The sequence below is a fragment of the Marivirga arenosa genome, from assembly GCF_030503875.2.
GTDB lineage: Bacteria > Bacteroidota > Bacteroidia > Cytophagales > Cyclobacteriaceae > Marivirga > Marivirga arenosa.
The window spans coordinates 1036732-1058136 of record NZ_CP129968.2 but is presented as its reverse complement, the minus strand read 5'-3'; the positions used below and the strand labels follow the sequence as shown (position 1 = coordinate 1058136).

Here is a 21405-nt window from a genome sequence, read left to right as displayed (position 1 = left end):
AAAAATTATGTTTAATTAAAAAATGAACCTATATGTAAATAGTTTAATTTAAAAATTGTTTAACTAAACATCTAGCAATAAAAAAAGGCTACCAATTGGTAGCCTTTTAAACTTTTATAATTTGAGAAATATTAGTTCTCAACTTCTTCTTTCACTTCTTCAGCTGCTTCTTTCATTTCTTCACCAGCATCTTCTGCTTTTTCTTTTCCTTCTTCAACTTTTTCTTCTACATCTTCTTTCATTTCTTCAGCAGCATCACCCATTTCGTCAGCTGCATCTTCAACTGCATCTTTTACTTCTTCAGTTGATTCTTCCATTTGCTCTTTAGCTTCTTCCTTTTCGCTTGTATTTCCACATGCAAAAACAGCTAAACTAAATGCTCCTAGTAAAACTAGTGTAAATAATTTTTTCATAGTTCAATTGATTATGGTTTAAGATGTAAATGTATCTAATTTTAAATACCTGCAAAAGTATTTACTATTTTTTTCTAAAAACTAGTTTAATTGGAACCCCTTCGAAGTCAAAATTCTCTCTTAGCCTGTTTTCTAAGTATCTTTCGTAAGGTGGCTTTATGTATTGTGGCAAATTGCAGAAAAATGCAAAAGTTGGAGTATAAGTAGGTAATTGAGTTACATACTTAATCTTAATATATTTCCCCTTTAGTGCTGGAGGTGGATATTTCTCTATCTCCTTTAACATTACTTCATTCAAAGCAGAAGTACTTACTTTTTCTGATCTGCTAAAATATATTTTTGTGGCAAGTTCTATTGCTTGAAAAATTCTTTGTTTTTCAACTACAGAGGTAAATATTATTGGAATATAATCAAGTGGACCAAGCTTTTCTTGAATTTCTTTCTTAAACTTATCATGCGTTTTCCCATCTTTTTCAATCAGATCCCATTTATTCACCATAATCATGATACCCTTTTTATTTTTATGGGCCAATCCTATGATTTGCATATCCTGAGATTCAAAACCACGAGTTGCATCAATCATGATAATACATACATCACTATCTTGAAGAGATTGAATAGCTCGAATAGTTGAATAAAATTCTATATCATCTTTAGATTTAGTCTTTTTTCTCAAACCGGCAGTATCAGTTAAAATAAAATCCTTGCCATACAATTTATAGTGTGTATTGATAGAATCACGAGTAGTTCCAGCAATGTCAGTAACAATTGTTCTCTCATCACCTAATAACGCATTTAAAAATGATGATTTTCCCGCGTTTGGCCTTCCCAAAATAGCCAACCTTGGCACTCCTTCGTAAGGATCTTTATGATCATCATCAGGAAAAAGCTTTACAACCGCATCTAATACTTCACCGCTACCTGATCCACTTGCTGAAGACATGGTAAATACTTCATCAAATCCCAATCCGTAAAATTCGCCTGCCATATAGCTCTTTTCAGTATTATCGGCTTTGTTTGCAATTACAAATACTGGTTTCCCGACTTCTCTTACAACATTTGCAAAGTCTTTATCCATATCCGTGAGTCCAGTATGGCAATCTACCATAAAAAGAATTACGGTTGCTTCGCTTAATGCTGCTTTAACTTGCTTCCTGATCTCCTTTTCAAAGATATCGCTGGAACCAGTTACATACCCTCCTGTATCAATGACTGTAAATTTCTTACCAGTCCATTGTGCCTCTCCATATTGACGGTCACGAGTCACTCCTGATTCATTATCCATAATCGCCTGTTTACGTTCAACTAAACGATTAAAAAAAGTGGATTTCCCGACATTAGGCCTCCCTACTATTGCTACTATATTTGACATTTATATTTGGTAATTAGTAATTTGTAATTAGTAAATCAGAATTAATGTTCCCTGATTAAAAGCCATTTTGCTTTATTTTATTGAGAATAGCTGTGATGATTTTTAGTATCTCTTCACATTCTTCTATCCTATTATTTATCTCATCTCCATTATATAAGCCAGAATCCTTTATTAATCTTAACCAGTAATGAGACTCTCTTGCTTCTTTATAAGCTATAGATAATTTTGCGTAAAAATCTTTCCTTGATTGCCCACCAATAGCTTCTTCTACATTGGCACCAATAGACGTTCCTGATCGCAAAACCTGACTAGATATTTCAAAATGTGTAGCTTCTTTTAGTTTCTGAGCTAATTTTATGATATTCAGTGCAAAATTATAGCTTTTCTGTTGAATTAAATTATCAGATCTCATACTTTTTGAAGGCTTTGGTATCTCAAATTAATAATTATTATTTACAAATTATTAATTATCATTGATAACCGAATCTCTTCAGCTTTAAGTCTTTTTTTCTCCAATCTTGTTCTACTTTCACGAAGGTTTCAAGATGTATTTGCTTATTAAAAAAAGTTTCCAAATCCTTTCTCGATTCAATCCCTACCTTTTTAATAGCCTCACCACCTTTTCCTATTATAATTCCTTTTTGAGATTTTCTTTCCACATATATTTCAGCCCGAATTCGAATAATGGTATCATCCTCTTTAAATTCAGTAACCACCACTTCGCAACTGTAAGGAACTTCCTTTTTGTAATTCTGAAAGATTTTTTCTCGAATGATTTCTTCAACAAAAAACTTCTCAGGCTTATCTGTCATTTCGTCTTTAGGGAAATAAGGCGGATGAACAGGTAATAAATCAAGGAGTTGTGCAAAAAGTGCCTCAATATTGATTTTCTCTAAAGCAGAAACCATAATCTGATGATCAGGCTCAATAATTTCAGCCCAATATTTCATTTTATCTTCCGCCTGAGAACCTTTTGCTTGATCAATTTTATTCATGATCAAAATAATAGGCACTCCACTTTTCTTAATTCTATCAATCAGAACATCTCCCTCCTCATACTTCTCATATAAATCCGTAACAAATAATAAAATGTCAGCATCCTCTAAAGCTGATTTTACAAATCGCATCATTGAATTATGTAATTCATACTGAGGACTTAAAATTCCAGGAGTATCTGAATATACCACTTGAAAATCTTCACCACTCAAAATCCCCATAATTCTATGGCGAGTTGTTTGAGCCTTTGAAGTAATGATAGACAACCTTTCACCTACTAATGCATTCATTAAGGTAGATTTCCCTACATTTGGTTTCCCTACTATACTTACAAATCCGGCTTTATGCTGATTTTCTGACATTAATTTAAATTTATTTTGCAAAGGTACTTGATTTTCTGAAAACCTTAGCATACCTTTGTAATCCTTTTGAGAGAAACATCAGAAAATGATGAAAAAATCAAGAGTTTATATCGCGGGATGGAGCAGTTGGTAGCTCGTTGGGCTCATAACCCAAAGGTCGCAGGTTCGAGTCCTGCTCCCGCTACTAAAATCACAAACCAGTCTTATTTTAAGGCTGGTTTTTTTATGTCCTTTTTAATATAAAATAGCTCATTGGGCTCTTATCCGCTGGCTAGCGGACGCAGGTTCGAGTCCTGCTCCCGCTACTAAAATCACAAACCAGTCTTATTTTAAGGCTGGTTTTTTTATGTCCTTTTTAATATAAAATAGCTCATTGGGCTCTTATCCGCTGGCTAGCGGACGCAGGTTCGAGTCCTGCTCCCGCTACTAGAAATCAAACCAGTCTTATTTTAAGGCTGGTTTTTTTATGTCCTTTTTAATATAAAATAGCTCGTTAGGCTCTTATCCGCTGGCTAGCGGACGCAGGTTCGAGTCCTGCTCCTACTACTAAATCACAAACCAATCTTATTTAAGGCTGGTTTTTCTTTAAAACTATTCTAATATTATTAATACCTTATAATGGGGCGTTATTGTTAAGTATTTACTATGTTCACTAGTTCACATCAATTATCGATCAAATCTATTTTGACATTAAAATTTTTAATCTAAGATTTAAAACCCTATCCTTATGTTAAAGTTATTCTTTGTATAATTTAGCATATGGTAACCTTATCTTTAATTCAATATTCCCAAAATAAATATTGGGCTTTCAAACAAATGCAATTGCTCCCACCCCTATTAAAAGGAATTCCAGGATGTGAGTTTTCGAAACTTTTAGGCACCGGTAGCGGATTTGGCTTTAGTCTATGGCCAGATTTTTCCACTTATGCGCTATTAATGAATTGGAAAGATGAGAAATCATTGAATTATTTTTTTGAGGAGTCTTCTTTATATAAAGAACTTAAATCTAAGTCTAACGGTATTCAGACTCACTATTTAGAATCGATAGGAGCTCATGGTAGCTGGTATGGAGAAAATCCATTTCCCTCAAAAAACAATTACAGAAATGACAAAATTGCCGTTATTACTAGAGCAAGAATTAACTTAAATAAGCTTCCAAGATTTTGGAAATTTGTTCCAAAAGCAAGTCAGGCTATAGAGCAAGCTAAAGGCTTAATTTACACAAAAGGAATAGGAGAATGGCCACTTATTGAACAAGCTACTTTTAGTATTTGGGAAAATGAAGACGCTATGAAGGCTTATGCTTATGCTGACATCCACAAAGAAATTATTAAAAAAGTAAAAAATGAAAATTGGTATAAAGAAGAATTATTCAGCCGTTTTAATGTGCTAAAAACTTTACAGCATTAACATCTAAGCCATTAGACCGTTGAACCATACCATAGAAATAAAACATTATGAAAAAGTTAATTATAATACTTCCTCTCTTTATTTTATTTCAAGCCTGCAATCAAAATACTGAATCCACCACATCAAAAGAGAAAATAAACTTTACCCTTAATCAAAATTTTGGAGACTATTGGTATCAGGGTGAGGCGGAATTAACCTCCTATGAGCTGACACAAGTGAGATATGGCCAGCAAAGAAAGGGGCATGCAGTTTTGGTTTATGTTACTGAAGATTTTTCAAAATCTAAACAAGTGAAATTGGATAATCCAAAAGCGGCTGGAGATGATACAGAAAAAGTGATGAAGTTAAACTTTACAAAAAAATTCAAAACGGGTATCTATCCCTATTCCATTATGACCTCAGTTTTCAGTCCCGTTTATCCTCAATACGACTTACATGCACGTAAAATCACCACCTCTATTCAGGAATGGTGTGGTCATGTTTTTACGCAACTCAATAATGAAGATAAATATTATAATTTACTCAGCAGGTCTTATTTTGAGAGTGAAGGAGATATCGAAACAGAACTAGAAAAAGTATGGTTGGAAGATGAGCTATGGACTTTAATAAGATTAAACCCCGAAAAACTTCCATCGGGAGAAATTAAGATTTTACCTTCTACGCAATATCTAAGACTAAAACACAAAGAAGCAATCCCTTATTCGGCAAGCATTGATATCATTAATCATAATAGCTTAAAAATACTAGAATTAAATATTCCTGATTTAGAAAAAAACCTTAAAATTCAATTTGAGGCAAATCACCCCTACAAAATTCAAAGCTGGAAGGAAACATACCCTGAAAATGGAGAAATGATGACAACTGAAGCTACTTTAAATGAAAGAATAATGCTTGATTATTGGAATAGAAATTCAGTAAAAGATAGTATATACAGAGAAAAATTGGGGCTTGAATGAAATAAAAAAATGCATCACCTTATTGAGTGATGCACCTTTAAATAACTTTAACTTTTTATTTATTCATTAATAAGCTCGTACTTCTTTACCTTCCATGAAGTTTACAAAAGCTTTATTCACAACACGATTACCCCCTTTAGTTGGGAAATCTCCCGTGAAATACCAGTCTCCCAAATGATCTGGACTCGCTTTGTGTAAATTTTCCACCGTTTGATAAATCACTTCAACCTCTGCTTCAATGGTCTCAACTTTGACTAATTCAGCAATCTTATTCGAAATTTGCTCATATGAGAATGGCTCAAAAACTGCTTTTACGTAGTTTTCAGAATTATCACCATGCAAGCATTTCTGATAAGCCTCCTCTAGTATATTTTCTTGTTTTGTCTCTTTCAATAATGCCAATACTGCTCTGAATGCAATGAAATCTTTCATTTTACTCATGTCAATACCATAGCAATCAGGGAAACGGATCTGCGGAGCTGATGAAACAATAATTATCTTTTTAGGCTCAAGGCGATCTAGCATTCTTAAGATACTTTTCTCTAAAGTAGTTCCACGAACAATAGAATCGTCTATTACTACGATAGTATCAACCTTTTTCTTAATCACTTCATAAGTAGTATCATAAACATGAGCTACCAAGTCATCTCTATGCTCATCATCCGTAATAAAAGTTCTGAGCTTAGCATCCTTAATTACTAACTTCTCAACACGTGGCCTAAAAGAAAGTAATTTCTTAAGCAGCTTATCATCATCTTTATTATTTTTCAGTGCATCTAATTGCCTTTGTGCAAGGTGTTGCTCCATTCCCTCCATCATTCCTAAAAATGATGTTTCGGCCGTATTAGGGATGTATGAGAAAACAGTGTTTTCTAAATCGTAATCAATAGCATCTAAAATTTTAGGTACTAATAGCTTCCCTAGCATTTTTCTTTCAGAATAGATGTCAGGATCAGACCCTCTTGAAAAATAAATTCTTTCAAAGCTACATGACTTACGTTCTAATGGCTCAATATATTGATCCATTTTATAATCACCATTTGTATTGATGATTAAAGCATGAGCTGGCTTTATTTCCTGAATGTCTTCATAATTAACATTAAAAGCTGTTTTAATGGCCGCTTTTTCTGAAGCCACAACTACTACTTCATCATCAGCATAGAAGTGTGCGGGTCTAATACCTGATGGATCTCTTGCAACAAAAGCATGGCCCGCTCCTGTAATTCCTGCCATGGCATATCCCCCATCAAAGTCACGACAAGCTCGCTGCAACACTTGTAATAAATCAAGCTTCTCTTCAATTATTTGAGTAATCTCAGCGTTTGTATATTCATCTTTATGAAGTTCAAAAATTCTTTGGTTTTCCTCATCAAGAAAATGCCCGATCTTCTCCATAACCGTTACAGTATCCACCTTTTCTTTTGGATGCTGCCCTAGTTCTGTTAATATATCGAATAGTTCTTCAACATTCGTCATATTGAAGTTACCCGCTACCATCAAACTTCTATTTTTCCAGTTATTTTGGCGCAACATGGGATGGCAATTTTCAATAGAATTTTTACCATGGGTACCATACCTTAAATGTCCTAACCAAACTTCACCGGTAAAAGCACAATTTTCTTTTAACCATTTTTCTTGGCTAAATAATTCACCCCCTTCCTTTTTGGCTTTCTTATATTTTTTAGAAATTTTCTTGAAAATCTGTGTAATTGGCTGATTTTCCACTGAACGATATCTACTGATATATCGATGCCCTGGCTCTACATTTAATTTTACGTTTCCGACACCGGCACCATCTTGTCCTCTATTATGCTGCTTTTCCATTAATAGGTAAAGCTTGTTCATAGCATAAAGTGGCCCATATTTATCAATGTAATATTGTAGAGGTTTTCTTAAACGGATTAATGCAATTCCGCATTCGTGTTTGATGATATCGCTCATGATTGTTGCGTTAAAACACAAAGTTAACTTTATTATAATTGATGTTCAATTTTTTTTCTTCAATTAGCTATTATCTAAAAATAATACAAGTAATATATTCGATGTATCGGTACTTTTTTACCGACAGAAAATTGTAATAAATGCCATTTTCAAAAAAGAAATATTTAGTTTTGATGTTTAATAGGGAATAAAAAGCTATCAATAAACAATTACAATTTTACCTGATTTGAAAAAGCTAAACCTTATCATATTTTTTTTAAGCTCCAATTTTTTAGCTATTACACCAAGTTTTGCTCAAAACAATTACGAGCAAATAGAGCAAATTTACCATAATTACAGATCGGAGATTGACAATGAATACATATCGGAAGATCTAAAAGTTGATGAATTTTTGAATGGAATACCAAGTGATTCAGAAATTTCAGAACAAGAAATTAAAGATGTAATCAGACTTCTGGTTTATTTAGAAAATTCTGATTTAAATCAGAAAGCAATTAATTTACTAAAAACACTTATTCCTAAAGTAAAAAAAAGCGAAATATTTCAAGCTTTTCTTTTCCAGACTTTAGGCAAAATATACCACCATCAGGATGAACTAGTATCTGCTTTAGAGAACTATTTAAAAGCCTCTCATAGATATGAATCAAATAATGAATTTTATCCTTTAGTGACTATCTATAGATCCATATCAAGAATCAATACCGAGGGACAAAATTATAATCAAGGATTAAATTATGCCGAACTGGCTCATCAGATATTTCAAGAAAACCCTCCAAGAAACAGAAGAGACAGTATTTTACTAAGATCAATAATTGACTATAAAGGGTTGAATAACAGAAGATTATCAAATCATAAAAAAGCCATTGATAATTTTAATGAATCAATTAAAATGTCGCGCATGCTTAAAGACACAGTTTTTGTTTCCATAGCAAAAGGAAATAAAGCAGTAAGCTACTTTGATTTAGGAATGTTAGATGAAGCTCTTCCTCTATTAATTGAGGACTATACCAACAGCATGAAAAATGAAGTTTACGGAAGTGCTTTTAATGCTGGAATTTATTTAGCAAGAGTTTATCAAGCGCAAGCTAAGATTGAAAAAATGGATTCCATTTTTAGAGAAATTGAACAAATTCACAGTGAATACAACTTCTCAAACCCAGTAGCAATGACTGATTACTTTTTAATAGCGGCTGCATTAGCTGAAAATAAAGGAGACTACAAAAAAGCATTAGATTTTTATAAGGAGTTTGAAAAAGTTGACTTGAAAAGAGATTCTATTGCAATTCAAAATGACATTAGTGGAATGCAAGAAAAATATCTTCTGGACAAAGAGATCAGCAAATTGGAATTACTCCAACAAACTAATGAATTGCAAGCCTCTCATTTAAAATTAAGAACTGCTTTCTTAATCATTATAGCAATTGCTCTTTTGGTAGTTTTATGGTATGTGTTTAGGCTTCGGTTCAAGAATAGAAAAATAGACAGGCTAAATGAATTATTAGAAGCTAAAGTTTCGGAAAGAACTGCAAGACTTTTAGAAATTAATAAAGAATTAGACACCTATCTTTACAGAGCCTCACACGATATAAGAAGACCCATCAGAACTTTATTAGGCTTAAACAATATTGCTCAGCTAACTGAAGACAATTTTCAGCTCAAGAAATTGTTTCATAGTGTAAATGTTACGGCCATGGGCATGGACAAAATGTTATTCAAATTGCAAATGGCTTATGAGTTAAATACTACTCATGATATTTCTAAAGTAGATATTGAAGAACTAATTCGAGAGTGTATTGATGATATGGCATTGGAAATTAAAGAACATAATTCCCAAATTTCTATCGATATTAATCCTAAAGCAAATTCAGTTTTAGCTAATAATTCGCTTTTGCGAATCGCTTTAGACAATATCATTGAAAACTCCATGACATACAAAAATGAAGGGACTAATAAAATAGAGATTTCAACAGATAGGGGAAATCACTTCTTCTATATTCACGTAAAAGACAATGGTTTTGGAATAGATGAAAAATATTTTAATGATATATTTAAAGCTTATTTTAAAATCAGTAATAAAAGCCCGGGTTCTGGCTTAGGCTTATTTTTAGCACATAAAGCTATTTCATTTTTAGAAGGCGAAATTTCAGTTAGCTCAAAAGTTAACGAAGGATCACAATTTACTATAAAAATCCCTCTTAATCCCAGATAGGGAACTTCTCTAACTTAACATCATCGTGAAAAAATATTTTTGCTGATGCTTCAAAAGAAGCGGTTATATCAGAAACCAAAAATCTATCTTTATTCAATTTTATATCCGACAAAAGGTCATGATTTTTTAAAAATTGCTGAAGTCTTTTAGCCACTATAGAAGCAGAATCAAGGATATCTACCTTACCCTCATAAAAGTCGTTAATCTCATTTTTAATTAATGGATAATGCGTACAACCTAGAATCAAGGCTTCAATACCCATTAAATGATCATTATGAAGATATTCTTCTATTATATCATGGCTAATTCTGTTTTCAAAAAAACCTTCTTCAATCATAGGAACTAGCAATGGAGTTGCTAAACTATGTAATTCAATTTCAGGATTAAGTTGTTTAAGCTTTGATTCGTATGCATTGGAATTTATGGTCTGCTTGGTTCCAATAAGTCCTACTTTTTTATGATTATAGTGCTGGGCCACATATTCTACAACAGGATCAATGACATTAAATACCTTTGCTTTTGAACCCACATATTCTCTAACTAATTCAAAGGCTGCGGATGACGCAGAATTACATGCAATTAATATCAGCTTACAGCCTTGCTGTAGCAGAACATCCGTTACTTTTATACTGTAGGCTTGAATTGCAGCTGCTGACTTATCACCATAAGGAAGGTGAGCAATATCTCCGAAATAAACGATATTCTCATTTGGCATCAACTCTTTCACCTTGTGTGCTACGGTTAATCCACCGATACCAGAATCAAAAATACCTATAGGAGCAGCATTATCTTTAATCATATTGCAAATATGAGAACTTGGTGAAAATAAAAAACTACAATCAAAGAATTTCTACATTGAGATATCCAATTGCCTTCCTTCTTCTTTAGCTTTTTTATCCATTCCAGCGCCAATAGGTAAGCCAATTGCTAGTCCAATCCCAATACCAGAACCCATAAAAGCCATATTATCCAAAATTAACCCCATCATAACACCGAATGGAATTCCAAAAGCAGCCATTCCTATCCCCATCCAAATCGCCAAATAATGATTTTTAGTCACCAGACCCATACTCTTTCTTACTAATTTTAAAATCCGATAATAAGAGCCATTAACAAGATGATAAAGTTTTGCTTCATTATTATGCTCAGAATTTATTCTAATAATTTCTTTATCAATTGTATTTAAAATATCATCAGGCAGTTCTCTGTTATCCAATTCAGATAGAAGTTTTTCATAATTCGCAATCACCTTTTCAAGCCTTTTAGTTCGTATTCCTGTAAAGTTGGGGTTGATAGTATCCATATTATTTTTCTTTCGAAAATATGGAAAAGTAAAGCAAAAAAAAAGAGAGGACTAAAAGCCATCTCTTTTCTAGAATTAAAAATAATTATTTAAAGATTAGGATTCACTCCTTCTTCCCTTTGTGGAACTGGAAAAATCAATTGATCAGAATCATAAGATAACCCATCAGTTGATAATTGTAACCTTTTTATATCATGAATCTTATGACCCTCAAAAGCTAATTCAGCATTTCGTTCAGCTAAAACATCAGCTAATGTTGGATTTACAAGATCCGCCAAACCAGCTCTTTGTCGTAAAAGGTTTAAATCATTAGCTGGACTATCACCAACAGATTGACCTAATCTTACATTACCTTCTGCTCGGGTTAAATATAATTCTGCTAATCTAACTAATACTACGTTTCCGAATTGGTTAGTCCATTTTGCAGTTCTAATATCACCGGTAGCTTCATCATTGTAAAATAAATTTGCTCTTTCATCATTAGCTTCATAAATATCAAAATGTGATGGCTGGATTTCAATATCACCTCTTCCTCCTAAAGTAGGTGAAGCAAAAAACAATTGCATATTATTTACACCATCCTGAGTATTTACTTGAATCGCAAATACATCTTCTGATGTATTATTGGTATTATTATATACCCCAGCTAAGTTTCCTACTAAACTGTAAACACCAGTAGCATAATTTAATCCTCTATTTGCTGCATCTCTTGCCCCAGCAAAATTTTCCTGCTGAAGAAATACTCGTGACAATACAGCCGCTGCTGCTACTCTATTGGCAAATGTACCGTTATCAGAAGGTAAGTTATTTTCGGCAAATGTTAAGTCGGATATTACTAACTGATAAACCTCCTCAACGGTAGACTTTTCATATTCTTCCGTTGAATTTGGAGTATCAGCAATCGGAATAGCTAATGAAGAGTTAGCTCCTCCGGCAGAGTAAGGCGTCCCGAAGAATTTCACTAATTCGAAATACATTAATCCTCTAATGAATTTAGCTTCTCCTTCTACTAAAGCTCTATCTGCCTCATCTACAACGTCAAGCGCGCTCAAAACATTATTACAGATATTAATTACCTCATATCCTTCAATCCAAGTCTCCGTTACATCACTATTAATATTTGTAATTTGCTTTCTCCAAATATCGGCTGGATCACCAAAAGTACCAGAGAAAACAATTTCTCCGTCAGCGCCTAACAATTCAGAATTTCTTAGTGTATTACCACCAAACAAATCACCATTACTTAACGCATCGTATGCGCCTAAGAGTACTGCCTTTACGTTAGCGTCAGTACTTAATGCTACGCTATTATCAACATCCTGCGGAGGTAGTAAATCAAGTCTGTCTTCACATGATACACCTACCAAAAACAGAGCAATAAATATATATATATTAAATTTTTTCATGTCAGTTATTTTTAAAATCCTAGTTTCACACCAAATGTATAAGTTCTAGCTTGTGGTGCTGAATAGAAATCATTTCCTAAGAAAATGTTACTTGCTAGATAATCAGTATTTACTTCAGGATCCCATCCATCATAATTTGTGAATGTCAATAAATTCTGTCCAGAAAAGTAAATTCTTAAATTTTCTATAAAATCATTTCCTAAGAAGCCTTTTGGAAAGTTATATCCAAACGTTAAAGTCTTAAGCCTTACAAAAGAACCATCAGATAAGTATCTACTTGAAGGTTGAGCCCCATTGTTCGCATACAATCTAGCTTGAGGAACATCAGTGATATCCCCTACTTCCTGCCATCTGTCAAGTTGATCTGCAGTTTGGTTATCTTCAAATCTTGCATTTGCAGATGTGAATGTTCCACCACCTAAAAATATTTTATTCCCATACTGCCCTTGCATCAAGATGTTCAGGTCAAAATTCTTAAATGTAAAGCTGTTATTCCATCCGAAGATAAAATCAGGATTAGGATTACCTAAAACTTTTCTTTCGGCTAGACTGAAATCATTAGTTACATAAGCATCACCCAAATGGTTCACCTGAAATACACTACCTCCATTTAGTTCTGACTCAGTGGGTTCTCGATTCAAATACCAGATTGCATCACCATTTGCTGGATCAGCACCTGCAAATTCAGCTCCAAAATGAACACCTATAGCTTCACCCAATCTTATAGAATTCAAATATCTAGAACTTCCGCTCTCAATAAACTCTTGATCATCAGCTAATTTTGTAATTCTGTTTTGGTTTCTAGAAATGTTAATTGAACTTGACCAAGTAAAATCACTTTGAGTGATTAGATTATAATTCAAGACAAATTCTAACCCTTCATTTTCTAATGAACCAATATTTTGAGTTTGTGATCTAAAACCTGAGGTACTCGGAACAGGAACATTCAAAAGCAAGTCAGTAGTATTTTTCTTGTAATAATCAATTTCACCAGTTAGTCGATCATTGAAAAATCCAAAATCAATCCCTACATCAACCTGAGCTGTTTTTTCCCACTCTAAATCTGGATTAGGAATTTGAAATGGGGCTAAGGCTGCATTTCCTCCGTAATTCACACCTGTATATAAGCCAAAGTGCTCATAATTTCCGATTCCAGCATTACCTGTTAAACCATAACTTGCTCTTAATTTCAAAAAGCTTATTGCTCCTGCATCAGAAATAAAATCTTCTTCTGAAATCACCCATCCTAATGATGAAGCAGGGAAGAAACCAAAACGGTTATTTTCTCCAAATCTAGAAGAAGCATCAGCTCTTCCACTTACAGTAAGTAAGTATTTATTTGAGAACTTATAGTTAACTCTAGCAAAATAAGATAAGAAAGAGAACTCATTTAATGTACCTGACCAAGCTGTTGCCTCCGCAGCGGATTCAACTTTTGTTAGTTCATCTAAAGGAAAGCCTTGAGCTGTTACGCTAGTTTGGTCTCTAGTTGATTTTTGATATTCAGTACCTCCAACTACATTGAATGTGTGAGTATCATTAAACACTTTATCCCATCTAAAATAGGCTTTAGAAGTATTATTGAAAATTCTCACCCATCTATCTTGACCCACACCATTTACATCTGCAGGTCGACCCGTTTGTGTTTTTGAATTTTGATATCTATCCTCAAACTGGGTCATTAAGTCAAAGCCATATTCTCCTACTAAAGTGAGATTATCAGTAATTTTATACTCTAAATTAGTATTCCCTATATTTCTATAAACTGAGGTTTCAAAAGTAGAATTCTCTAACTCAACAGTGGCCGGATAATAAAACATTGATGGATTCAACGCATCATCATACAATTCCCCGTCTAAATCTCTAACCGGAGTCAATGGTGTTTGTGCAACTAATTGAATTGGTGTTGAGAATAGATTATCATCCGTAACTCTATTATTTACACTTTTTGTGATCCCTACATTTAAACCTACTTTAAGCTTATCATTTATAGTATGATCTAAATTCAATCTTCCTGAAATTCTTTGGAATGAATTCCCAATTAAGATACCATCCTGATCCGTAATGGAACCACTTGCATAAAACTGAGTTTTTTCATCGCCACCTGAAGCTGATAAGTTATGATTTTGAAATTGAGCATCTTGGAATGCCTCTTCTTGCCAATCGGTACCCGTCCAATTAGGATCATTTGCAGTTTCCTGTCTCCAGTCCCTATAGCCTGATAAGTAGTCCATACTACCTTCCATATATTCTAACCAAGAACCTGGATAATCAGCAGGATTATTGATGGGATCGAATCCATCTGCTAAATCATTATTGTAAGCTGCTTCTCTAAATAGCTCTACATATTGACCGGCATTAAGAAACTCTCTTTTTCTTGTAGGTTCGCTAAAACCATATTGCGAATCAAACGATATTCTTGTTTTTCCTGATTTACCTGATTTAGTTGTTATCAAAACTACACCATTAGAGCCTCTGGAACCATAAATGGCTGATGCAGATGCATCTTTTAATATATCTATAGACTCAATATCATTAAAATTTAAATCAGATAATGGATTAGTAGTTGCATTAGTAGCTGATTGACTTGCTGAAGTCATAGGTACACCATCAATCACATATAAAGGTTCATTACTAGCCGTTATTGAGGACGACCCTCTTACTCGGATATTAATTCCTCCTCCAACTTTACCATTTTGTGAAGTTATTTGAACTCCTGCCGTTCTACCTTGAATTGCTTGCTCGAAACTTGGAACTGCAATATTTTCAATATCTTCTCCAGATACATTAGCAATGTTACCGGTCAAATCCTCTTTTATTTGAGAACCATATCCTACTACCACTACTTCTGATAGTTGAGAAACATCATATCCTAATTTTACATCAATCCTTGATCGGCCATTAACAGAAACCTCTTTCGATTCCATACCAATAAAGGAAAAAACTAGAACAGCATCAGGGCCAGCTGATATTTTATAGGAGCCCTGCAAATCGGTACTTACACCATCAGTAGTACCTTTAATCACCACATTTACACCCGGAAGTGGTTCGCCAGTTTCAGCATCAGTAACAGTACCATTAATGGTAACATCCTGTGCTAAGGAATAATGACTAATAAATAAAATAGCCATTACCATGAGTAAAAATTGTCTCATAGAAATTAATTTAAGTGAAAAATAAAAATAAAATAAGTGTGAAAATGAATTGACTAGCAGTCAAAAATAGGCTGTAAATTCATTAGGGTCAATGATTTACGAGCTTGGACTGGGATTGGTCTATTACAGCGCCTATGTCTATTGATTGATTTCATTTGTTTCAAATTTAAATGAGAAAAAATACAATTACAATAAAATATTACTTTTATTTAATATTAAAATATTTTCAAATACACCATACCTAATATACCTATATTTTATTTTACTTAAAAACATTTAAGCAATATATTGTATCGTAAATCATTAACCCATTCAAACTATCTACAGAAGTTTATAAATAAAATTCCTAATTTAATCTAAAACAAAAAGCCCTTGACAGATGACTGTCAAGGGCTTAACTATGTTCTTAAACGTTATTTCAAACGTTATATAGACCTTTTAAATTGAAAAACTTTCACCACAACCACAAGTTCTGGTTGCATTAGGATTTATAAATTGGAATCCTTTTCCATTCAAGCCATCTGAAAAATCTAAGGTCGTTCCTAATAAATAAAGCATGCTTTTCTTATCTACTAAAAGCTTCACTCCTTTATCTTCGAACACTTCATCGCCTTCTTTGATTTCCTCATCGAAGCTTAAATCATACATTAAGCCAGAGCAACCCCCTCCTTTTACAGAAACTCTTACATTGCTTTTTTCACTATGACCTTCTTCGTTCTTTAACTCGCCTAATCTATCTTTCGCTTTATCTGTAACAATAATCATGATTAAAAATATATTTTATTATGATACTGGGTTTAGCACAACACTAAAAACAGTAATGGTATTACGATCTCTTCCGTAGTAAAGTTTATCTAAACTATCTAAAATATTGCTCGCTCTAAAATAAGAGGTATGCAATTGTTTGTCATCTTTAGTCATCCACTGTATAGTATAAGAGCTCTCATGATCTCTATAGTTTTTGACATAATCCATCATTTTCTTTAAAGCATCAAGCTTATCATATCCCATTTCAGAATGAAATAAAAATGATTGATTATGCCTTGGATTAATAGTGATTAAATCCAGCTTTACTTTTCCTTCAAGATTACTAAACTCAAAAACTAACTCACTACTATTCAATCCAAGATAACTTTTTATCTCTTTTTGAACTCGTGCACTTTCTACGTGTATGTCTGCTGATGTTTCCATCTTTTTGTTTCTTAAATGAAGTTAAAAAATGATCTTGAGTATCCCAACTTTTTTATCCATGGAAAAGTTTCTGCATTTTTGCATTAACAAATACAAAGTTAACGATTTAGTCCCATAAAAATAAACAGCATGTTAAAAGTTGAACATATAGGTATTGCAGTTAAGAATATGGAAAGTGCTAATTCCCTTTTCGGTAAACTATTTAATAGAGAGCCCTATAAGCTTGAAAAAGTAGAAAGTGAAGGAGTATCAACTTCTTTTTTTAAAATGGGAGAAACCAAAATTGAGCTTTTAGAAGCTGAAAATGAAGATAGTGCGATAGCTAAATTTATTGCAAAAAAAGGTGAAGGCATTCATCACATTGCCTACGAAGTAGAAGACATAGAAGCTGAAATGAAAAGATTAGAATCAGAAGGTTTTCAGCTAATTAATAAAGCTCCAAAAAAAGGTGCTGACAATAAAATGGTATGCTTTCTACACCCTAAAACTACGAATGGTGTTTTGGTAGAACTTTGCCAAGAAATAAAAAGTTAATTACTGATGCTGAATAGAATTATAGTATTTGAGCTTCTTTTTACCTTCTCTTGTTTGAAAGGAGCTTCTCTGACAGGCCGATAAAATAAAAGTGCCTATCAATAAAAATACGAACATTCTAAATAGTATAAATTTCATAATCAAAAATATATAATTTCAAGAGAACCTCAAACAGAAAAATATGAGTGATCAAAAAAGAACAGAAATCAACAAGTTGGGTGAATTCGGCCTGATTGATCAAATTGCAAACAAATTTAGCAAGCAAAATAGTTCCACGCAATATGCCATTGGAGATGATGCTGCTGTAATTGATGCTGGGGAATATTTTCAGTTGGTTTCAACTGATATGCTTGTTGAAGGGGTTCATTTTGACCTCTCCTATTTTCCACTTCATCATCTTGGTTTTAAATCTGTAGCTGTGAATGTATCTGATATAGCAGCTATGAATGGAATAGCTGAACAAATTACAGTGAGCTTGGCCTTAAGTAATCGGTTTTCAGTAGAAGCAGTAGATGCCTTTTATGAAGGAGTAAAAGCTGCCTGTGATGCATATAAAGTTGATTTAGTAGGTGGTGACACTACGACTTCACCTGCAGGATTAGTCATTTCTGTAACTGCAATTGGAAAAGTAGACAAAGATAAAATAGCTTATCGCTCTGGAGCAAAAGTAAATGACATAGTTTGTGTAACAGGTGATTTAGGTGGAGCTTACATGGGTTTACAAGTACTAGAAAGAGAGAAACAAGTCTACCTTGAAAACCCTGATATGCAGCCTCAATTAGACAAATATCAATATATAGTAGGGAGACAATTAAAACCTGAGGCTCGCTTGGATTTAGTTCATGAATTATTAGACTTAAAACTAGTTCCTACTTCTATGATTGATGTATCAGATGGACTTGCTTCTGAATTACATCACATTGCAAAACAATCGAATATTGGAATCAACATTCACGAGGATAAATTACCGTATGCAACTAATACGCAAGAAACAGCTATAGAATTTAAACTTGACCCTAATACAGCTATATTAAATGGTGGTGAGGATTATGAATTACTTTTTACAATATCTCAAGATGAATTCGAGAAAGTAAAAAACCATCCTGATATTCATTTCATTGGTTATGTAAATGAAAAATCAAATGGATTGAATCTTATAACTGCAAAAGGAAACCCAATCCCGCTTAAAGCTCAAGGATGGGATCATTTTAACCATAAATAGATCCCGAGTATGCACTAAAAAGAGTAATTAATCTATAAATTAAATTGATATTAAAAAAATGGTACGAAGAACAGTTTCGTGCCATTTATTTTTAATTGAATGTATTTTGCATCCAAGCAGCTAATTCCATAAGTAAGGCAATACCAATATGAACTACAATTCCTCCCCAAATATTTTTACTTTGATAGGTTAAAACTCCAAGTATATACCCTCCAAAAAATGATCCGATTGTTTCACCAGCTGGTTTTCCAAAATGTAAAGCAACATATAAACCTACCATTGGTAAAACAGCTCTAGGGCCTAAGAAAGCCACAAAACCTAAAACCATGAACCCTCGAAAAAGAAATTCAGTGGTCAGAAAATCAAAAGCATAAAAAAATTCAAAAACAATTGCCCTTAACTCTACAGACCAGTTCATGAATTCTAATTTAGATGAAAACTGCGGATAAAAATCTCTAATATTTTCTTCAAAGGATGCAATACCTATTAAAGGTATCATGATTAAAATTAAGGGCATATACTGTCCTATCTTTTTAACAGAAGTATTTAAACCATAAAAATTAGTATTATCCTTTTCATATTTTCTATAATAAAAGAATAAGGGCAAAAGTATTATGAAAAGGCTAGTTATTTGATTGCTCACTTTATACATAAAGAATCGATCCTGAAACTCAAATAGGTTTCTTATTAAGAATGTATGATAATGAAAGCAAACATCTAAGGTTAAGATTAAAAGCATAATTAGGCTCTTTACCATAAAGGCCTTATTCTTAAATAAATTTGGGATAGTCTTATATCGGTAGCAAATGTAAATAATTCCAAAATAAATGAACCCAAAGAGTACAAAATGGGCCAAATAAGTCCATTCAATGGGTTTTAATTGATACATCCATTTCTCAAAACGAATATCAAGTAGAAGATAATTCATTGCTGTGAGGATGGCAATGAATAAAGATATTAATAAATACATCATTGGAGGATGTATTACCTCTTTATGGAAATCTTTAAAATACTGCCAAACTGCTTTCATATTATTTCCTGAGAGAAAAGAACCTAATGCTAAAAAGGCCATTTATTTTTTATGAAAGGCACTGAATTTATATAGCGCCTGATAAACTTTGTGGATGGGCAATCCCATTACAGTAAAGTATGAACCTTCCAATTTTTCAATATGGGTTAAGCCAAGTCCTTCTTGTATTCCATAAGCTCCTGCTTTATCAAATGGCTTATGGGTTTTAATATAATCCCAGATTACATCTTCCTCAACCGCCCTAAAATAGACTAAAGTCTCATCAGAATACTTTTGAATTTCATCATTAAATAAAATAGAAAAACCTGAAACAACCTGGTGTACATTTCCACTTAGCTTCGATAGCATTTCAAATGCTTCTTCCTGATTCGCAGGTTTTTCAAGAAGCTCATTATTAATTAAAACAGTAGTATCTGCTGTTAAAATGATTTTGTCGTAATAGGCATCATTATTTGAAAAGGCTTTAGCCTTTTTTTCCGCTAAAAATGCAGCTACCTCATTATGTGGCATATCAGTAGGGAAGCTCTCTTCTGTATCTTTAGCTTCAGTAATAAAATGAAATCCAGCTCTTTCTAAAATTTCTTTTCTTCTGGGCGATTTAGAGCCTAAAATAAGTGGGTAATTCAAATTCATCTTCCTGTATTGATCCAAATAAAAATCCACAAATTGTTTTAGGGTAAAAATAAGTTGATTTTTGAGGCATGGTAAATCCAGTATTACAAACATTATAAACTTGTTCCATGCTTATTTCCTTGGTAATCAAGGCGCATTGCACCTCATTACTGAATAACTTTCGAGTGCAAGCTGTAAAGTTTCTTTCAAACTCAATATTCTCCGAACTCCTCTGTTCTTCCCCCTTAATTCCTAAAACCTTTTCAACAAAGAAATAATGTAAAACAGTTAAATCTAAGCTTTTTACTTCATCTGGAAAATTCCATTTCAGTTCATTAATTTTCTCAGGCTTAAGTCTAATTTTGTAATTATTATCCTTAAACAACAAACCAAAAGCCCATTGTTTTCCTAATATGATTTCATGAATATCCTCTGGATTTTCAACTTCTTTTATAAAAAAATCATCTTTAATCTTCTCTAATATTTCAGACTCTGAAAAATCAGGAATATTCTTAATCAATCTATGAGTAGGTAAAATCCTAAGATCATCTGAATTGGCATTGGTTAAATACATCATATGATAATTATAACCTTCTTGCCCTGTATGATTAGGATTTTGCTCCATCATCTTTTTCCGATAAAGCAAAGAGCCCTCATAACGATGATGACCATCAGCTAAGATAATTTGCTGAGGCGCAATTTTATCAATAAACTTTTTGATGACTTTAGCGTCATGTATAACGCTTACTACTTCTCTTACCCCTTGATAATCTTCTAATTCTCCCAAGGGTGATTTCATACTCTCATCCATATATTCCTCCAATTCAAAATCAGGATCAGAATACAAGCCATGAGTTGCACTTACATTTAATTGTGTTTTATCTAAAACTTCAATTCTACCATTTACTGACTGAGGAATAGTGTTTTCATGTCGAAGAATAATCTTTTCATCCCAATCGTATGCTTTAATAAAAGTTATGAATCCTTTCCTCACCATTTCTCGAGATGAGCCCGGTAAAGTGAAATATTGATAATAGACATAAATTCCTGGCAAAGGATCTTGAACTAAAACCCCTTCTTTTTTCCATTTCAATAGTCGCTCGGCAGCCATATCAGCGGATTCAGTACCACCTAAAGGAACTGAAAGGTGAATACTATTTAAGGGGTTTTTATAAAGAGCCTCCCTTTGTTTGGGTGAAACTACATCAAACAAAGGGCTGGTTAAATTTTCTATTTGCTTTTGCAGCTTATCATTATAGCGCCAAGCTTTAATAGGCTTGATTTCTGCCATTT

Annotated in this window: 19 protein-coding genes and 1 tRNA gene; 6 read left to right on the top strand and 14 right to left on the bottom strand. The window is 33.1% G+C overall.

The genetic code is table 11. The features are described 5' to 3' along the window. Nucleotides 1-131: 131 nt before the first annotated feature. The 4 genes from QYS47_RS04535 to era form a co-directional block, all read right to left on the bottom strand. Complete coding sequence (locus QYS47_RS04535; protein ID WP_308357571.1) at nucleotides 132-413, bottom strand: hypothetical protein; 282 nt, start codon at nucleotides 411-413, stop codon at nucleotides 132-134. 64 nt (nucleotides 414-477) lie between these two features. Then, nucleotides 478-1785: a ribosome biogenesis GTPase Der gene (gene der / locus QYS47_RS04530; RefSeq protein ID WP_308357572.1), complete on the bottom strand. Its 1308-nt coding sequence runs from the start codon at nucleotides 1783-1785 to the stop codon at nucleotides 478-480. Between the two features lie 55 nt (nucleotides 1786-1840). Next, a complete protein-coding gene (locus QYS47_RS04525; protein ID WP_302127622.1) occupies nucleotides 1841-2197 on the bottom strand; it encodes a four helix bundle protein in 357 nt (118 codons plus the stop codon). Between the two features lie 58 nt (nucleotides 2198-2255). After that, nucleotides 2256-3143, bottom strand: a complete 888-nt coding sequence (gene era, locus QYS47_RS04520) for a GTPase Era (RefSeq protein WP_322347872.1) — start codon at nucleotides 3141-3143, stop codon at nucleotides 2256-2258. Nucleotides 3144-3254: 111 nt separating this feature from the next. Between era and QYS47_RS04515 the strand changes: the two genes are divergently transcribed. The 3 genes from QYS47_RS04515 to QYS47_RS04505 all read left to right on the top strand — a co-directional run bounded on the left by QYS47_RS04515 (nucleotide 3255) and on the right by QYS47_RS04505 (nucleotide 5509). After that, nucleotides 3255-3327 (top strand) — tRNA-Met (locus QYS47_RS04515). 632 nt (nucleotides 3328-3959) lie between these two features. Then, nucleotides 3960-4553, top strand: a complete 594-nt coding sequence (locus QYS47_RS04510; protein ID WP_322347871.1) for a spheroidene monooxygenase — start codon at nucleotides 3960-3962, stop codon at nucleotides 4551-4553. Nucleotides 4554-4600: 47 nt separating this feature from the next. Further along, nucleotides 4601-5509 (top strand): hypothetical protein, encoded by a 909-nt coding sequence (locus QYS47_RS04505; protein WP_322347870.1) that lies wholly within the window; start codon nucleotides 4601-4603, stop codon nucleotides 5507-5509. Nucleotides 5510-5575: 66 nt separating this feature from the next. On the opposite strand, the gene QYS47_RS04500 is transcribed toward QYS47_RS04505, so the two are convergent. Next, complete coding sequence (locus QYS47_RS04500; RefSeq protein ID WP_308357578.1) at nucleotides 5576-7450, bottom strand: amidophosphoribosyltransferase; 1875 nt, start codon at nucleotides 7448-7450, stop codon at nucleotides 5576-5578. A gap of 226 nt (nucleotides 7451-7676) precedes the next feature. Between QYS47_RS04500 and QYS47_RS04495 the strand changes: the two genes are divergently transcribed. After that, entirely contained in the window at nucleotides 7677-9659 is a 1983-nt protein-coding gene (locus tag QYS47_RS04495) for a HAMP domain-containing sensor histidine kinase (RefSeq protein WP_322347869.1), read from the top strand. Here QYS47_RS04495 and murI read toward each other — a convergent pair. The 6 genes from murI to QYS47_RS04465 form a co-directional block, all read right to left on the bottom strand. After that, nucleotides 9646-10458: a glutamate racemase gene (murI, locus tag QYS47_RS04490; protein ID WP_322347868.1), complete on the bottom strand. Its 813-nt coding sequence runs from the start codon at nucleotides 10456-10458 to the stop codon at nucleotides 9646-9648. The two genes, QYS47_RS04495 and murI, sit on opposite strands and share 14 nt — an antisense overlap. 51 nt (nucleotides 10459-10509) lie before the next feature. Continuing rightward, complete coding sequence (locus QYS47_RS04485; protein ID WP_322347867.1) at nucleotides 10510-10962, bottom strand: hypothetical protein; 453 nt, start codon at nucleotides 10960-10962, stop codon at nucleotides 10510-10512. An 89-nt stretch (nucleotides 10963-11051) separates the two neighbouring features. After that, nucleotides 11052-12368 carry a RagB/SusD family nutrient uptake outer membrane protein gene (locus tag QYS47_RS04480; protein WP_322347866.1) on the bottom strand — a complete coding sequence of 439 codons (1317 nt, stop codon included), beginning with the start codon at nucleotides 12366-12368 and terminating at the stop codon, nucleotides 11052-11054. 11 nt (nucleotides 12369-12379) lie between these two features. Next, nucleotides 12380-15523 carry a SusC/RagA family TonB-linked outer membrane protein gene (locus QYS47_RS04475; protein WP_322347865.1) on the bottom strand — a complete coding sequence of 1048 codons (3144 nt, stop codon included), beginning with the start codon at nucleotides 15521-15523 and terminating at the stop codon, nucleotides 12380-12382. 438 nt (nucleotides 15524-15961) lie between these two features. Further along, nucleotides 15962-16288, bottom strand: coding sequence for an iron-sulfur cluster insertion protein ErpA (gene erpA, locus QYS47_RS04470; RefSeq protein WP_308357584.1), 327 nt, complete (start codon nucleotides 16286-16288; stop codon nucleotides 15962-15964). An 18-nt stretch (nucleotides 16289-16306) separates the two neighbouring features. Then, nucleotides 16307-16714: a hypothetical protein gene (locus tag QYS47_RS04465; protein WP_302127636.1), complete on the bottom strand. Its 408-nt coding sequence runs from the start codon at nucleotides 16712-16714 to the stop codon at nucleotides 16307-16309. 129 nt (nucleotides 16715-16843) lie between these two features. On the opposite strand from QYS47_RS04465, the gene mce reads away from it, so the two are divergent. Together mce and thiL are read left to right on the top strand one after the other, a co-directional pair. After that, nucleotides 16844-17248 carry a methylmalonyl-CoA epimerase gene (gene mce, locus QYS47_RS04460; protein ID WP_322347864.1) on the top strand — a complete coding sequence of 135 codons (405 nt, stop codon included), beginning with the start codon at nucleotides 16844-16846 and terminating at the stop codon, nucleotides 17246-17248. Nucleotides 17249-17429: 181 nt separating this feature from the next. Next, a complete protein-coding gene (gene thiL, locus QYS47_RS04455) occupies nucleotides 17430-18470 on the top strand; it encodes a thiamine-phosphate kinase (RefSeq protein ID WP_322347863.1) in 1041 nt (346 codons plus the stop codon). Between the two features lie 91 nt (nucleotides 18471-18561). On the opposite strand, the gene QYS47_RS04450 is transcribed toward thiL, so the two are convergent. From QYS47_RS04450 to QYS47_RS04440, 3 genes are read right to left on the bottom strand one after another with little or no spacing between them, the layout of a single operon-like run. Then, nucleotides 18562-19542, bottom strand: coding sequence for a CPBP family intramembrane glutamic endopeptidase (locus QYS47_RS04450; RefSeq protein WP_322347862.1), 981 nt, complete (start codon nucleotides 19540-19542; stop codon nucleotides 18562-18564). Further along, nucleotides 19543-20133, bottom strand: a complete 591-nt coding sequence (locus QYS47_RS04445) for a Maf family protein (RefSeq protein ID WP_322347861.1) — start codon at nucleotides 20131-20133, stop codon at nucleotides 19543-19545. Further along, complete coding sequence (locus QYS47_RS04440; RefSeq protein WP_322347860.1) at nucleotides 20099-21403, bottom strand: DUF1015 domain-containing protein; 1305 nt, start codon at nucleotides 21401-21403, stop codon at nucleotides 20099-20101. Before QYS47_RS04440 ends, QYS47_RS04445 begins: the two co-directional genes overlap by 35 nt. Nucleotides 21404-21405: the final 2 nt, after the last annotated feature.

Bases quoted from the DNA above. Each gene is read 5' to 3' on its own strand.
- QYS47_RS04535 (WP_308357571.1), bottom strand. From the start codon at position 413: ATGAAAAAATTATTTACACTAGTTTTACTAGGAGCATTTAGTTTAGCT.
- der (WP_308357572.1), bottom strand. From the start codon at position 1,785: ATGTCAAATATAGTAGCAATAGTAGGGAGGCCTAATGTCGGGAAATCC.
- QYS47_RS04525 (WP_302127622.1), bottom strand. From the start codon at position 2,197: ATGAGATCTGATAATTTAATTCAACAGAAAAGCTATAATTTTGCACTG.
- era (WP_322347872.1), bottom strand. From the start codon at position 3,143: ATGTCAGAAAATCAGCATAAAGCCGGATTTGTAAGTATAGTAGGGAAA.
- QYS47_RS04510 (WP_322347871.1), top strand. From the start codon at position 3,960: ATGCAATTGCTCCCACCCCTATTAAAAGGAATTCCAGGATGTGAGTTT.
- QYS47_RS04505 (WP_322347870.1), top strand. From the start codon at position 4,601: ATGAAAAAGTTAATTATAATACTTCCTCTCTTTATTTTATTTCAAGCC.
- QYS47_RS04500 (WP_308357578.1), bottom strand. From the start codon at position 7,450: ATGAGCGATATCATCAAACACGAATGCGGAATTGCATTAATCCGTTTA.
- murI (WP_322347868.1), bottom strand. From the start codon at position 10,458: ATGATTAAAGATAATGCTGCTCCTATAGGTATTTTTGATTCTGGTATC.
- QYS47_RS04485 (WP_322347867.1), bottom strand. From the start codon at position 10,962: ATGGATACTATCAACCCCAACTTTACAGGAATACGAACTAAAAGGCTT.
- QYS47_RS04480 (WP_322347866.1), bottom strand. From the start codon at position 12,368: ATGAAAAAATTTAATATATATATATTTATTGCTCTGTTTTTGGTAGGT.
- QYS47_RS04475 (WP_322347865.1), bottom strand. From the start codon at position 15,523: ATGAGACAATTTTTACTCATGGTAATGGCTATTTTATTTATTAGTCAT.
- erpA (WP_308357584.1), bottom strand. From the start codon at position 16,288: ATGATTATTGTTACAGATAAAGCGAAAGATAGATTAGGCGAGTTAAAG.
- QYS47_RS04465 (WP_302127636.1), bottom strand. From the start codon at position 16,714: ATGGAAACATCAGCAGACATACACGTAGAAAGTGCACGAGTTCAAAAA.
- mce (WP_322347864.1), top strand. From the start codon at position 16,844: ATGTTAAAAGTTGAACATATAGGTATTGCAGTTAAGAATATGGAAAGT.
- thiL (WP_322347863.1), top strand. From the start codon at position 17,430: ATGAGTGATCAAAAAAGAACAGAAATCAACAAGTTGGGTGAATTCGGC.
- QYS47_RS04450 (WP_322347862.1), bottom strand. From the start codon at position 19,542: ATGGCCTTTTTAGCATTAGGTTCTTTTCTCTCAGGAAATAATATGAAA.
- QYS47_RS04445 (WP_322347861.1), bottom strand. From the start codon at position 20,133: ATGAATTTGAATTACCCACTTATTTTAGGCTCTAAATCGCCCAGAAGA.
- QYS47_RS04440 (WP_322347860.1), bottom strand. From the start codon at position 21,403: ATGGCAGAAATCAAGCCTATTAAAGCTTGGCGCTATAATGATAAGCTG.